Genomic DNA, 14,229 nt, shown 5'->3' with positions numbered 1-14,229 from the left:
GTGACCGCGTCCACGGAATCTCCGGGTCCCGCCACGCCGGCAGCGCCCATACACATCACCGACCTCGCCCGTCCGACGTTCACGCCGGACGCGCAGGCGATCATCGACGGCATGGCCGCGATGGCGCCGTACTGCCCGCTGACCGTCGAGGCCCTGCACGAGCAGGCCTCGGCCCAGACCGGGCTGACCGACTTCGGAGCGCAGGACTATCGCGACCGGATGGCGGTACTGCTCACCGCATTCGACGAGATCCCCCACTTCACCGAGTTCGGCCGCACCTATGCGTTCTCGTTGATGCTGACCTTCCTCAAGGGCCGGCTGCAGGTGATTGACCACCTCAAGCGGCACCCGGAGATCTTCGACATCGACATCGCGGCTCCGATGATCATCGCCGGGCTGCCCCGCACCGGTACCACCCATCTGCACAGCCTGCTGGCCGCCGACCCCGCGCTGCGCTCCCTGCCCTATTGGGAGGCGCAGGAGCCGCTGCCGCCGCCCGGCGAGGAGGGCACCATCGATCCGCGTCGCCAGCGCACCGGGGACGCGCTGAACATCTCGAACACGCTGATGCCGTACTTCGGCCTGATGCACGAGATGACGATCGACCACATCCACGAGGACATCGGGTTGATGGTGCAGGACTTCGCCAGCGGCTTCTTCACCACGCTGACCCACCTGCCGCGCTGGTCGGACTATCTGCGCGACAACGATCAGACCCCGGGATACCAGTTCCTGCGGATGATGCTGCAGGTGCTACTGCACCAGGACGGCCGCAGCCGGCGGTGGGTGCTCAAGAGCCCGCAGCACCTCGAGCAGTTCGTCCCGATCATGAAGGTCTTCCCCGACGCCACCTTCATCGTCACCCACCGCGACCCGGTCGACGTCGCGGTGTCGATGGCCACGATGATGACCTACACCATGCGGATGAGCGTGGACCAGGTCGACGTGCCCACCGTGGCCGGCTACTGGATCGACCGGATCGACGAGATGCTTTCGGCGTGTCTGCGCGACCACGACAAGCTCCCGCCCGAGCGGACCATCGACGTGCGCTTCGACGAGTTCATGGCCGACGATCTGGCGATGGTGGCGCGGGTGTGGGACACCGCCGGGTACCAGCCCAGCGACGAATCCCGCTCAGCGGTGGCCGAATACCTGGCCGGCCACACCCGGGGACGGCTCGGCACCGTCGACTACCGCGCCGAGGACCTCGGGCTGGACAAGGACGAGCTGCGCCGCCGGTTCGCCCCCTACGTCGAGCGATTCGTGCGCTGAGCGGTCTCGCCGAGGACCTCGGCGGTGTGCTCCCCCAGTTCGGGTGCGCAGCCGCGGACCTCGCACGGGGTGGCGGAGAAATCGGCCGGGGTGGCGACCATCGGCACGCTCGCACCGTCCGGGGCGGGTACGTGGACCACTCCGCCCCCGGCGTGGAACTGCTCGTCGGCGAGCACATCCTCCAGCGTGTTGATCGGAGACCAGAACAGGTCCGGATGGGCGGCGAAGATCTCGGTCCATTCCGCCAGCGTCCTGGTGGCGAACAGCGTGTCCAGCTCGGCGATCAGCTGGGCCGCGTTGGCAGCCCTGGCACGGGCGGTGGCGTAGCGATCGTCGGTGAGCCATGCCGGCCGGTCGACGGCCGCGCACAACGCCGGCCAGTGCCGCTCGCCCTGCAGCCCGACCAGCCAGAAGCGCCTGCCGTCGGCGGCGGTGTAGTTGTTCATGCAGGGGTTGCCCATGGACTCCCGCTGGCCGATCGCGATGGACTGGCCGGTGATCAGAAAGGTGGTCAGGTCGAAGCTCACCGTGTACGCGCCCTGCCGGTACAGCGATGTCGAGACCAGCTGGCCGGTCCCGGTGCGGGCCCGCGCCACCAGCGCCGCGCACACCGCACCGGCCAGCGTCATCCCGGCCGAGTGGTCGCCCATACCGCCGCGCTGGAACGGCGGTGTGTCCCCGGGCCGGGTCAGCAGGTGCGCCAGCCCGGCCCGGGCCCAAAAGGCGGCGACGTCGTAGGCGGGCCGGTCGGCGTCCGGTCCGTCGGTGCCGTATCCGGTGATCAGCCCGTACACCAGCCGCGGGTTGATCGCGGCCAGCGACTCGAAGTCCAGACCGATCCGGCGCAGCGCGCCGGTGCGGATGTTGGTGACGAACACGTCGGCGTCGGCGAGCAGGTCGCGGGCCCGGGACCGACCGTCCTCGGTCGCCAGATCCAGAACCACACTGCGCTTTCCACGGTTGTCCATCTCGAAGGGCGGGCTGTCGTGGTGCCGGTCGAGCGGGGCGACGCCGAGCATGCGCCCGAAGGCGCGGGCCGGGTCTCCCCCCGGCGGCTCGATCTTGACGACGTCGGCGCCCCAGTCGGCCAGGATTCCACCGGCCGCGGGCCCGGCCACCCACACCCCGAGTTCGACGACCCGCAGGCCTTCCAGCGGACCGGCCATCGTGTCGTTCCTTTCGCCGTTCTTGTCGGGTCCTGTCGAGTCCTGCCGTATCTTTACAAAAGATCACCACTTTGTAACCCTGTGGTGGCTGCAGTCCAAGCCTAGGAGGCGCGTGGTGTCCATCATCGAGGATCGGGTGGCCCCGGCCATCGGCCTGGCCGCGCATCTGGGCCGCGGGGTCCGCCGTATCGGAGTCGACACGGCGATCGGACGGCTGCGCCCCCATCCGCGCACCGTCGCCGACCTCGACGCGGCGGCGATGTCGCGGGTGCTGGGCCGGCCGGTGACCTCGGTGGCGGTGCTCGGGGGTGACGCGGGCACCTCGTCGCGCGCCCGGCTTGCCCTCACCGGCGACGACGTCCCGGCCACCGTGTTCGTCAAGATGGCCGCCGAGACGGTGGCCACCCGGCTGATGGGTGAACTGGGAAACCTCGCCGACACCGAGACGCGCTTCTACCGCCAGCTGGCGCCCGAACTGACCGGCGTGCCGCGCTGCTACGGCTCCGAGTTCGATCCGTGGACGGGCAGGTTCGTGCTCGTCCTCGAGGATCTGGCGGGCCCGGGCGACGCGTCCGACGGCTCCCCCTGCGAGTTCCCCGACACCCTGCACCCCATCGACGCCGACCGCGCCGCCCTCGTGGTCGAACTGCTGGCCGGGGTGCACGCGACTTTCTGGGGGCGGCTGCCCCGCCCCGGAAGCGGTCCGCTGGGCTGGCTGTACGCCGCCTCGGCCGACACCGCCGCGCTGCTGACCGCCCCGCTGCTGCGCACCTCCTCGCAACGGTTGGTGCAACGCTGCGACCTGCCGTTGGAACGGGGCCGATTCATCAACGACCACTACCGCGCGGTCGCCACCCTGATCGATCAGGGTCCGCACACCGTCATGCACGGTGACGCCCACCCGGGCAACCTGTACTTCCGGCAGGGCCGGGCCGGGCTGCTGGACTGGCAGGCGGTGCGCCGCGGCCATCCCAGCCGGGAACTGGCCTACACCCTGGTCACGTCGATGACGGCCGAGGACCGTCAGAACCACCAACGGGACCTGCTCGACGTCTACCGGCAGGCGCTGTCGGCCGGCGGCGGCCCGGACCTGGACCGCGACGACCTGTGGGACCGCTACCGCCAGGGCGCGCTGTATCCCTACGTCGCCGCGCTGATCACCGCCGGGATGGGCGGCATGCAGGCCGAGGACATCGCGCTCAAAGGGGTCGAACGCAGCCTGTCCGCGCTGGCAGATCTCGAGACGGTGGCCCTGTTGGAGAAGTCACTGTGATCAACGCCGCCCGCCGCGCCTTCGGCCCAGCCGGCCGTCACGCTTTACGATCGACATCGAACCCGTAAGGCAGGCAGGACCGTGAACCAACCGGCACAGCGCGTATCAGCAACCGGATCCGACGGCATCGAGGACACCTCGACGCGGCACCGGATCCTGGCCGCGACGGCTGAGGTGCTGGGCCGCAGCGGACAGACCAAGCTGAGCCTGTCCGAGGTGGCACTGCAGGCGGGGGTCTCCCGGCCCACCCTGTATCGCTGGTTCGCCGACAAGCAGGCGCTGCTGGAGGCGTTCGGCGTCTATGAGCGGGAGACGTTCGAGTCGGGCATCGTCGAGGCCACCGCGGGCCTGCGCGGCACCGAACGGGTCGACGCCGCGATGCGGTTCATCGCCGACTACCAGCGCTCGTATTCCGGGGTGCGGGTGGTCGACATCGAACCCGAGGTCGTCATCGCCCGGCTCGGGCTGATCATCCCGGTGATGCGGGCCCAGCTGGAGAAGCTGCTGCCCGGCGCCAACGGGGCGGTCAAGGCGGCCACCGCGGTCCGGGTGGCGGTGTCGCACTACATCGTGCGCAGCGATGACGATGACCAGTTCCTGGCCCAGCTGCGCCACGCCGTGGGCATCAAGACCGGCTGAGCGCCGCCGCCCCGCCGCCGGGCCAGTCACAACTCATGCGTGACAGTCGGCCGATTTCTTGTAAAGCTAGCTGTTATGACGACAGCGGAGACAGAGACCGGCGTGCTCGCCGGCGACGAGCGGATGCTCATCGACGGTGAGCTGCAATTCACCCCCAGCGGAGCGACATTCGATGTCATCCACCCCGCCAGCGAGCAGGTGGCCGGCCAGGCCACCGACGGCACCGTCGAGGACATGGGCCGCGCGATCGGCGCCGCCCGGCGGGCCTTCGACGAGACCGACTGGGCGCGCGACCTGGACTTCCGCTACCACTGCCTGACCCAGCTGCACGAGGCACTGGAACGCAACAAGGAGCGGCTGCGCCGCATCCTGATCACCGAGGTCGGCTGCCCGGTGACGGTCACCGGCAGCCAGATCGAGAGCCCGATCGAGGAAGTCAAACACTGGGCCGAGCACGGCAAGAACTTCGACTATCTGGTCGACAACGGCGTCCACGACACCCCGCTGGGGCCGGCGCGGCGCAAGATCCACTACGAACCCGTCGGCGTGGTCGGCGCGATCACCCCGTGGAACGTGCCGTTCTACCTCAACATCGCCGAGACGGTGCCCGCCCTGATGGCCGGCAACACCGTGGTCCTCAAACCCGCCCAGCTGACCCCGTGGTCGGGCAGCGAATACGGCCGCATCGTCGCCGAGGAGACCGACATCCCGGCCGGGGTGTTCAACGTCGTGGTCTCCAACGCCAACGAGGTCGGCGCCGCCCTGTCTGCCGACCCGCGCGTGGACATGATCACCTTCACCGGCTCCACAGCCACCGGTCGCGCGATCCTGGCCGCCGGCGCCCCCACGGTGAAGAAGACGCTGCTCGAACTCGGCGGCAAGTCCGCCCACATCGTCCTCGACGACGCCGACTTCTCCTCCGCACTGCCGATCGCGGCGATGATGGCCTGCGTCATGTCCGGCCAGAGCTGCATCCTGCCGAGCCGGATCCTGTTGCCGCGCAGCCGCTACGACGAGGGCATCGAAACCCTCAAGACCATCATGGAGGGCTTCCCGGTCGGCGACCCGTGGACCCCGGGCAACATGCAGGGCCCCCAGATCAGCGAGGGCCAGCGCCAGAAGGTCCTCGGGCTGATCCGCGCCGGCATCGACTCCGGGGCGCGGCTGATCACCGGCGGCGGTGTCCCGGAGAACCTGCCGGTCGGCTACTACACCCAGCCGACCCTGCTCGCCGACGTCGACCCGGACTCCCAGATCGCCCAGGAGGAGATCTTCGGCCCGGTGCTCACCGTCACCGGCTACGACACCGACGACGACGCCGTCGCGATCGCCAACAACACCATCTACGGCCTGTCCGGCGAGGTCAGCAGCGCCGACGTGGACCGCGCCTTCGCCATCGCCTGCCGGATGCGCACCGGCAACGTCACCATCAACGGCAAGAGCCACTTCGGCATCGGCAGTCCGTTCGGCGGCACCAAACAAAGCGGGCTGGGCTACCGCAACGGCGAAGAGGGCTACAAGGAATACCTGGAGGCCAAGACCATCGGCATGCCGGCGTGATGCCGGGGTGAACCAGACGGTGACGGCCGTGCCGGATCTGCACTCCCTCGTCGACGGGATGCAGATCGAGGCGCTGCTGGTGCGCTACTGCTATGCCGTCGACGCCAGGGACTGGGCGACCTACCGCGCGATGTTCACCGACGACGCGCGGGTCGACTACTCGGCGGCGGGGCTTCCGGTGGGCACGGTCGACGACGCGGTCGACCACCTGACCCGGCACCGCGCCGCGATGAGCATCGGCATGCACTACCTGACCAACGTCGAGAGCCGCATCACCGGCGACGACGCCGACGTCGTGGCCATGTGGTTCAACGCCGTTCGCCTGCCCGGCACGGCCGAGACGACCTTCTTCGCCGGCCGCTGGCATGACACGTTGACCAGGACGCCGACCGGCTGGCGGATCACCTGCCTGCGGTTGGAGGTCGTCGGGCAATGAGACCACCGGAGGAGACCGCGATGGACGTCCAAGAGCTCAGCGACGTGTTGGAGATCAAGGCGCTGCTCAACCGCTACGCCCGAGCCGTCGACACCAAGGACTGGGAGCTGTACCGCTCGGTGTTTTCCGACGACGCCCACATCGACTACTCGTCGGCCGGCGCCGTCGCCGGTCCGCGCGACGAGGTGATCGAATGGCTGTCGGCCGGGTTCGGCGCGATCCCGTGGAGCATGCACTACATCACCAACGTCGAGTGCGACTTCGGCGCCGGCACGGATGCCCGCACGGCCAGCGTGCGCGCGATGTTCTACAACCCGATGCAACTGCCCGGCGTGACCGGACAGAGCAGCTGCGGCGGCTACTACCACCACGATCTGGTCCGCACCCCGCACGGGTGGCGCAGCCGGGCCCTGCGCGAGGACAACGTCTGGTTCGTCAACCCGCCGGGCGGCGGCTGACGTCGCTCAGCCCTCGGCGGCCAGCTGCCCGCAGGCTGCGGCGATCTCGCGGCCCCGGGTGTCGCGCACGGTGCACGACACCCCACGCTCGCGGACCCGCCGGACGAATTCGCGTTCGACCGGTTTGGGGCTGGCGTCCCATTCGCTGCCCGGGGTCGGGTTCAACGGGATCAGGTTGACGTGCGCGAGCGCGCCGAGCGCGCCGTGCAGCCGCTTGCCCAGCAGATCGGCCCGCCACGGCTGGTCGTTGACGTCGCGGATCAACGCGTACTCGGTCGACACGCGACGCCCCGTCACGTCGGCGTAGTAGCGCGCCGCGTCGAGCACCTCGCTGACCTTCCACCGGTTGTTGACCGGCACCAGCGTGTCGCGCAACTCGTCGTCGGGGGTGTGCAGCGACACCGCGAGGGTGACGTTGAGCCGCTCGTCGGCGAGTTTTCGGATCGCCGGTGCCAGCCCGACCGTCGAGACGGTCACCGAGCGCGCCGAGATGCCGAAACCGCCGGGCGGCGCGGCGATGATCCGCCGAACGGCGGCCACCACCCGGTTGTAGTTGGCCAGCGGCTCCCCCATGCCCATGAACACGATGTTGGACAGGCGCCCGTCGTCCCCGCGAAGCGCAGTGCCGGCCGCGCGCACCTGCTCGAGGATCTCGGCGGTCGACAGATTGCGTTTGAGGCCGCCCTGGCCCGTCGCGCAGAACGGGCACGCCATGCCGCAGCCGGCCTGCGACGAGATGCACACGGTGTTGCGGTCGGGGTAGCGCATCAGCACCGATTCGAACGTGGTGCCGTCTCCCGCGCGCCACAACACCTTGCGGGTCTCCCCCGCGTCACAGGCGATGTCGCGCAGCGGTTCGAGCAGGGCGGGAAACAACACCTCACCGATCTGTCCGCGGACCCCGGCGGGCAGATCGGTCATCTGCGCCGGGTCGGCGATCAGGCGGCCGAAGTACTGGTTGGCCAGCTGCTTGGCCCGGAAGGCGGGCAGCCCCAGATCGGCGACGGCGGCAACGCGCTCGGCGTCGTCGAGGTCGGCGAAGTGGCGCGGCGGCATACCGCGACGCGGGGCGTCGAAGACCAGGGGCAGGGGATTGGACATGATCGCCTCCAGTATCGCACTCCGGCGCTGCGGGGCCGGCCGGCGCAGCTCAGGCGAGCAGGCTCAGCACCGCCCAGCCGGCGACCGCCGACGGCAGCATCGCATCGATGCGATCCATCAGTCCGCCGTGGCCGGGCAGCAGCGTTCCCATGTCCTTGATCCCCAGGTCGCGCTTGACCTGAGACTCGACCAGGTCGCCGAGGACTCCGGTGATCACCAGCATGAGGCCGAGCGGCAGCCCGACCCAGGCCGGCTTGTCGAGCAGGAAGGTCACCGTGAACACCGCCGCACCGATGCCGAACAGCAGGGATCCGCCCAGCCCCTCCCAGGATTTCTTCGGGCTGATGGCGGGCACCATCAGATGCTTGCCGAACAGCACCCCGGCGACGTAGCCGCCGATGTCGGCGAACACGACGGTGACGATCACGGTGAACACCCGGACCCCGCCGTCGTCGGCGAAGATCAGCAACGCGGTGAAGGCCGCGAACATGGGCACCCAGGTGGCGAGCAGCACCGTGGCAGCGATGTCACGCAGATAGTTCACCGGCGGCGCCCCGAGCCCCTGGCCCAGCAGCCGCCACACCATGCAGACCACGACGGTGCCGCCGTAGGCACCCAATAGGCCGGCGGCGCCGAAAGGCCACGTCAGCCAGATCATCGCCTGGCCACCGAGCAGAAGGGGCACAGCCGGAGGCGTATAGCCGTGCTCACGCAGCCGGCGGATCACCTCGTGGGTGGCGACGGCGATCGCCACGGCCAGCAGCAGAAGCCACCACTTGGGTGCGAACAGCAGAATCCCGATCGCCATGGCGCCGAGGACGACCCCCACGGCGATCGCGGCGGGCAGGTTTCGGCCGGCGCGCGACTTCTTCGTCGGCGGCTGGTTCGCGGGCGTGTCTGCCACGGTGCTGGAGTGCTGATCGGTCACATTCAGACCTCCAGCAGCTCGCCTTCTTTGTGCTTGACCAGTTCGTCGATCTGGTTGGTGTACTGGTGGGTGGTCTTGTCGAGGTCCTTCTCGGCGCGGGTGACCTCGTCCTCTCCTGCGTCGCCGTCCTTCTTGATCCGGGTCAGCTCTTCCATCGCCTTGCGCCGGATGTTGCGGATCGACACCTTGGCGTCCTCGCCCTTGGACTTGGCCTGCTTGACCAGGTCGCGCCGCCGCTCCTCGGTCAGCTGCGGAATCGCCACCCGGATCACGTTGCCGTCGTTGGTCGGGTTGACGCCCAGGTCGGAATTGCGGATGGAATCCTCGATGCTGCGCAGCTGGCCGGCCTCGTAGGGCTTGATCACCACCAGCCGGGCCTCGGGCACGTTGATGCTGGACAGCTGGGTGATCGGAGTGGCAGCGCCGTAATAGTCGACGGTGATGCGGTTGAACATGCCGGGGTTGGCGCGGCCGGTACGGATCGACGCCAGGTCGTCCCGCGCCACGGACACGGCCTTCTCCATCTTCTCCTCGGCATCGAAGAGGGTTTCGTCGATCACTGTGCTCGTCTCCCGTCGCTGTCGCTCACCAGGCCGCCACCGCTCAGGTGGTGACCAGTGTTCCGATCTTCTCACCTGCGACGGCACGCGCGATATTGCCATCGGTGAGCAGGTTGAACACCAGGATCGGCATACCGTTGTCCATGCACAAGCTGAACGCCGTCGCGTCGGCGACCTTGAGACCGCGGTCGATGACCTCGCGGTGGCTGATCGCGGTGAGCAACTCGGCGTCCGGATCCACCCGGGGATCGGCGGTGAACACGCCGTCGACGGCCTTGGCCATCAACACCACGTCCGCACCGATCTCCAGCGCGCGTTGCGCGGCGGTGGTGTCGGTCGAGAAATAGGGCAGCCCCATACCCGCACCGAAGATCACCACCCGCCCCTTTTCGAGGTGTCGCTGCGCGCGCAGCGGAATGTAGGGCTCGGCGACCTGCCCCATCGTGATGGCGGTCTGGACCCGCGTCTGGATACCTTCCTTCTCCAGGAAGTCCTGCAGGGCAAGGCTGTTCATCACGGTGCCGAGCATGCCCATGTAGTCCGAGCGGGTGCGTTCCATGCCGCGCTGCTGCAGCTGGGCGCCGCGGAAGAAGTTGCCGCCGCCGATGACGACCGCCATCTGCACGCCGCTGCGGACCACCTCGGCGATCTGGCGGGCGACCTGGGCCACGACGTCGGGATCGAGGCCCACCTCGCCGCCGCCGAACATCTCGCCACCCAGCTTCAGCAGCACCCGGGTGTAGGCGGGTCGGATCAACGCCGGCCCTCCGTCAGTGGTGGTCTCCCCCATCGAACTTCTCGGCCTCCTCGAATGAATGCCGCCGTCCCGACCTGCAGCAGGAAGGCCGAAGACCATCCTGCCTCATGTGGGACCCGACGCGGGCTGCGGGGTTGACGCCGCGCTACTCGGCGCGGCGGAACAGCGCGGGAATGGTCATCGCCAGGATCTGCCAGTCCAGTAGCAGCGACCAGTTCTCGATGTAGTAGTTGTCCCATTCGGCACGGTCCTGGATCGAGGTCTGGCCGCGCAGGCCGTGCACCTGGGCCCAACCGGTCATGCCCGCCTTGACCCGGTGACGTTCGCCGTAGAGCCGGACCTGGGCATTGAAAACGTCGACGAACTCCGGGCGTTCGGGACGGGGTCCGATCAGGCTCATCTCGCCCCGGACGACGTTGATCAACTGGGGAAGTTCGTCCAGAGAGGTCGCCCGCATGATCTTGCCGATCCGGGTGCGCCGGTCCACCTGCCCTTCGACGCCGCCGGGCGCGCGGTCGGTCTCCGACTCGGCGGTGGGTTCCGACTCGGGCGCTTCCACCATCGAACGGAATTTCAGGCAGTCGAAAACCACGCCGTCGCGCCCCACGCGGGGCTGCCGGTAGAACACCGGCCCCGGCGAAGACAGGCGGACCGCAGCCATCAGAACCAGGAAGATCGGCGAGAGGAGCATCAGGAATGCGAACCCGACTACGCGGTCGGCGATGTGCTTGGTGGCGAACTGCCAGCCCTTGGGACTCGTGGACGACAACACCAGCAGCGGCAGCGCGCCGACGTAGTCCACCCTGGCCCGCTTGCCGACGGTGTCGAACATCCGGGGCACCACCCAGATCTTGAGCCCGGCCAGTCGGGACAGCCGGATCGCCCGGGTCAGTTCGCGATCCGGTGTCCGCGAGAACGCGACGACGACCGCTTCGGCACCGGTCTGCTTGATGGCCTCGACGATGGTGTCCGGTGTTCCCACCACCGGAATCGAGTAGTCGTCGGTTCGGGGGCCGGCGCGCGACGAGTGCCACGGCGGGTCGGCGTCGACCAGACCGACGGGCAGCACGCCGTACTCGGGGCTGTCGATGAACCGCTTGGCCAGCTCGCCGGCGACCGCCCCGTTGCCGAGGATCAGCGTCGGGGACTGCAGATACTCGTGTTTGCGCAGCCGGCGCTTGCCGGCCAGCGCCGTCCAGCGCCCGATCGGCAGCAGCAGCGCGTAGACCATCCAGACCCTGGCCACCGACTGACCCAGGTCGCCGGTGACGCCGGTGAGCACCATGCCGCTGAGCAGCAGCATCGCGCCCAGCGCCGCGGTGGTCTGGACCGAGACGAACTCCTCGAGGTAGGTCCAGCTCAGCGTGCGGCGGTAGTTCAGGCGGAGTGCGGCCAGGGCGATCACGGTCGGCGCGTAGAACGCCATCATCCACAGCGGGGGCATCGGCAGCCCGCTGGACTGCACCCACATCAGGCCCACAACCGAGGCGACAGAGGCGGCGATCAGATCGGCGGAGAACTTGATCAGCGTTCCCAGCGAACCCATGTGCAGGGCCCGCTTCGGCCCGGACGGGGCTCGTCGCTGCCCGCTACGCGCGCCCTCGACTGCTTGGACGGCCATCACAACCTCTCGTGTCCGTCGGCGATCGCATGGACAGCCAAACAATACTCGACACAACGGTTTCCGGTAGCCAGAGCGGCGGGTTGAGCGGCGATCACCTCGCACGACCACCTGACAGTGCCGTGCCAAATGTTTGCCAGAATTGCCCGGCCGGGAACTCGGCAAACCGGGTTGCCGGCCGGGACGAGCATCGACGAGCTTCTCCCCGCGGCCACGGGCCCGACGCCGAGCGAATCAGGTTCAGACTCGAGGCGATCGGGCCTGGCTGTACGCCATCGGCAGATTCAGCAATGCCATGCCTAACCTAAGTCCCGGATGGCTGAACGCGCCGGGGCCACCTTCCCCAGCAAAGCCCATGTCAGGAAGTTCACAAATCGCCTGCGCCGCCGGAGGCGACGCCCCGGACACAGCACCACGCGTGCCGGTCAGTGACCGTGGCAGGCCTTGGGCGGGGACGGCGGCAGGTCCAGGGCCGGGTTGCCGTCGAAGAAACCGATCGGCTTGAGATGGAATCCGGTGTAGGCGCACGGCATGACCGGCCAGTCCTCCGGACGCACCACATGGTGAGCGCCGACGGTGTACCAGAGCACCACGTCGGTGTCCTCGAGCGGTGCGTCGTCGGCGATGTACTGGGGCAGGCCCTGCGGCTCGGCGCACTGGTACATGTAGTCGCCGGCGGGGAACCGCTCGGCCGGGTCGTAGCGGGTGACCCACAGATTGTGCTGGACGAACCGGGCCCGGTCATAGATGTAGGAGCCCTCCTGCACCATGACCGGCACAACGTCGCGGGGCATCAGCTTGTAGGCGACCGGTTGGCCCAGTTCGTTGAGTTTCGACGGGTTGGCCACCTTCCAGTACCGGCCGGTCTGCCAGTTCCAGTCCCGGGCACCGTCGGCCTCCGACGCCACCAGCTTGTCCCGGGTGATCCACGCGTTGCGGTGCGGATTGAGGGCCGGATCGGGCTCGGGGATCGAGTCGACCTCGTAGACGCTGTTGTGCGCCCCGTCGATGCTCATGTCGAGCCGGAAGTTGAAGAAGTGCTGATGGTTGGGTCCGTAGATGTTGGGCGCCACCATCTTTCCCCATCGCGGCGTCTCCCCGTCGGGCACTGCACCGGTGGTCAGCACGCCGGAGAGTTTGACCTCCACCTCCACCGAGGCGTCGTTGTAGAAATACCAGAAGAAGCCGTATTCGTAGTTGCCCACCGTGCAGATCATCGAGATGACCAGCCGCCGCGAGCGGCGCACCTCGACCTCTTCGGTACGGAAGTCGGTGTGCTTCCAGGAGATCCCGAAGTCCTCCTCGTGCATGCAGATGGCGTTCGGGATGGTGACGGCGTTGCCCGTCGAATCGTTGAGCGTGGCGTCGAAGTAGTGGATCTCGCCAAGGCAGTCACAGCCCAGCGTCAACGGATTGGCCGAGAAACCCATCCCCACCTCACCCATGTCGAACACGTTCTTGTTCCAGTGCGTGGGTGAGGTGTCACCGTAGGGCACCACCATCTCGGCCAGCGACGCCCGGTACATGACCGGCCGGGTCTGGCCCCGATCGGTGTAGGTGACCTCGTGCAGGGTGATGCCCTCCCGGGGATTGAATCCAATCCGCAGGGACCACTTCTGCCATTGCACCTTCCAGCCGTCCACGGTGAAGCTCGGCCCGTCGGGCTGGGTGATCTCGATGGGTTTGACGTCATCGCGGAACTGGGTGAAGGCCGGCCGGTTGTCGGGGTCGAACATGAACTGCTCGGTGTAGTTGCCCGCGGTCGGGGGCAGCGGCACCACACCGTGATCCTCGATGTCGATAACCTTCATCTCGTCGAGGCTGAACTTCACGATCAGGCCCTCGACCGGGCGGGCGTAGCCGTGTTCGGACGGGGCGGCCCGCATGAACGTCAGCGGGCGGCAAATCAGCGCCGAGCCGTCGTAGTGGTCCTCGGGCCCGTAGTAGCCGGCCGGCCAGGGATCCACCATCGCCAGGTCGAAGTCGGTGACCCCGCGCCTGCGCATCGCCTGCTGCCAGCGCGGGTCGGCACGCACCACCTCTTCGACACCGGTCATGTGCTCGACGAGGTAGGACGGGAACCGCCCCGGCACCGGCGTCCACGAGTCGATGGCCCGCGCACCGAGGTCCACGACGGCCTCGTAGACCATCTTGGCCGCGGAGTCGTAGATGGTCAGAAAGGCCCGGCGCGCCACATCCATGCCCGCGAAGGTCAGCGATGTGGTCTTCTCCGGCTCGGCGAGCTGGATCATGACGAAACGAGTTGTCGGGGTTGCGTATTCACTGCCGGCGATGATTGCGGCCGCAGCCTCGATCTCGGCTCCGCTGAGCGGGTCGAGCGGATACCCGGTGGCGCCCGCGGCCTCGTCGTCGCGCACCGCGGTGCTGTCCATGGTCATCGGGCTGGATCCTTCGCGTCGTCCGATTCAGGGAGTGGGAAGCCGCCGGGAGCCCCGGC

13 protein-coding genes are annotated in these 14,229 nt (G+C 68.5%); 6 read left to right on the top strand and 7 right to left on the bottom strand.

Annotated features, from left to right (window positions below):
• Positions 1-1,272, top strand: a complete 1,272-nt coding sequence (locus tag ACXAID_RS01350) for a sulfotransferase family protein (RefSeq protein ID WP_475020373.1) — start codon at positions 1-3, stop codon at positions 1,270-1,272.
• Here ACXAID_RS01350 and ACXAID_RS01345 read toward each other — a convergent pair.
• Positions 1,248-2,438 carry a CaiB/BaiF CoA transferase family protein gene (locus ACXAID_RS01345; protein ID WP_475020372.1) on the bottom strand — a complete coding sequence of 397 codons (1,191 nt, stop codon included), beginning with the start codon at positions 2,436-2,438 and terminating at the stop codon, positions 1,248-1,250. The two genes, ACXAID_RS01350 and ACXAID_RS01345, sit on opposite strands and share 25 nt — an antisense overlap.
• A gap of 115 nt (positions 2,439-2,553) precedes the next feature.
• Between ACXAID_RS01345 and ACXAID_RS01340 the strand changes: the two genes are divergently transcribed.
• The 5 genes from ACXAID_RS01340 to ACXAID_RS01320 all read left to right on the top strand — a co-directional run bounded on the left by ACXAID_RS01340 (position 2,554) and on the right by ACXAID_RS01320 (position 6,804).
• Positions 2,554-3,711, top strand: coding sequence for a phosphotransferase (locus ACXAID_RS01340; protein WP_475020371.1), 1,158 nt, complete (start codon positions 2,554-2,556; stop codon positions 3,709-3,711).
• An 81-nt stretch (positions 3,712-3,792) separates the two neighbouring features.
• Positions 3,793-4,350: a TetR/AcrR family transcriptional regulator gene (locus tag ACXAID_RS01335; protein WP_475020370.1), complete on the top strand. Its 558-nt coding sequence runs from the start codon at positions 3,793-3,795 to the stop codon at positions 4,348-4,350.
• 75 nt (positions 4,351-4,425) lie between these two features.
• Positions 4,426-5,910: an aldehyde dehydrogenase family protein gene (locus tag ACXAID_RS01330; protein WP_475020369.1), complete on the top strand. Its 1,485-nt coding sequence runs from the start codon at positions 4,426-4,428 to the stop codon at positions 5,908-5,910.
• Positions 5,911-5,929: 19 nt separating this feature from the next.
• On the top strand, positions 5,930-6,346 hold the full coding sequence (locus ACXAID_RS01325) for a nuclear transport factor 2 family protein (RefSeq protein ID WP_475020368.1): 417 nt from the start codon (positions 5,930-5,932) through the stop codon (positions 6,344-6,346).
• Between the two features lie 20 nt (positions 6,347-6,366).
• On the top strand, positions 6,367-6,804 hold the full coding sequence (locus ACXAID_RS01320; protein ID WP_475020425.1) for a nuclear transport factor 2 family protein: 438 nt from the start codon (positions 6,367-6,369) through the stop codon (positions 6,802-6,804).
• A 6-nt stretch (positions 6,805-6,810) separates the two neighbouring features.
• Here ACXAID_RS01320 and rlmN read toward each other — a convergent pair whose 3' ends face one another.
• The 6 genes from rlmN to ACXAID_RS01290 all read right to left on the bottom strand — a co-directional run bounded on the left by rlmN (position 6,811) and on the right by ACXAID_RS01290 (position 14,170).
• Entirely contained in the window at positions 6,811-7,905 is a 1,095-nt protein-coding gene (gene rlmN, locus ACXAID_RS01315) for a dual-specificity RNA methyltransferase RlmN (RefSeq protein WP_475020367.1), read from the bottom strand.
• 49 nt (positions 7,906-7,954) lie between these two features.
• The gene (locus ACXAID_RS01310) at positions 7,955-8,833 is read right to left on the bottom strand and encodes a phosphatidate cytidylyltransferase (RefSeq protein WP_475020366.1); all 879 of its coding nucleotides are present in this window, start codon (positions 8,831-8,833) and stop codon (positions 7,955-7,957) included.
• A 2-nt stretch (positions 8,834-8,835) separates the two neighbouring features.
• Positions 8,836-9,393: a ribosome recycling factor gene (frr, locus tag ACXAID_RS01305; protein ID WP_475020365.1), complete on the bottom strand. Its 558-nt coding sequence runs from the start codon at positions 9,391-9,393 to the stop codon at positions 8,836-8,838.
• A 43-nt stretch (positions 9,394-9,436) separates the two neighbouring features.
• Positions 9,437-10,183 (bottom strand): UMP kinase, encoded by a 747-nt coding sequence (pyrH, locus tag ACXAID_RS01300; RefSeq protein WP_475020364.1) that lies wholly within the window; start codon positions 10,181-10,183, stop codon positions 9,437-9,439.
• Positions 10,184-10,295: 112 nt separating this feature from the next.
• On the bottom strand, positions 10,296-11,771 hold the full coding sequence (locus ACXAID_RS01295; RefSeq protein ID WP_475020363.1) for a sugar transferase: 1,476 nt from the start codon (positions 11,769-11,771) through the stop codon (positions 10,296-10,298).
• 425 nt (positions 11,772-12,196) lie between these two features.
• Entirely contained in the window at positions 12,197-14,170 is a 1,974-nt protein-coding gene (locus ACXAID_RS01290; RefSeq protein ID WP_475020362.1) for a primary-amine oxidase, read from the bottom strand.
• Positions 14,171-14,229 lie beyond the last annotated feature (59 nt).

The organism is Mycobacterium sp. ABE4_509, assembly GCF_056160785.1.
Note: the sequence above shows the minus strand (reverse complement) of the source record. Positions and strands in the feature narration are given on the sequence as shown.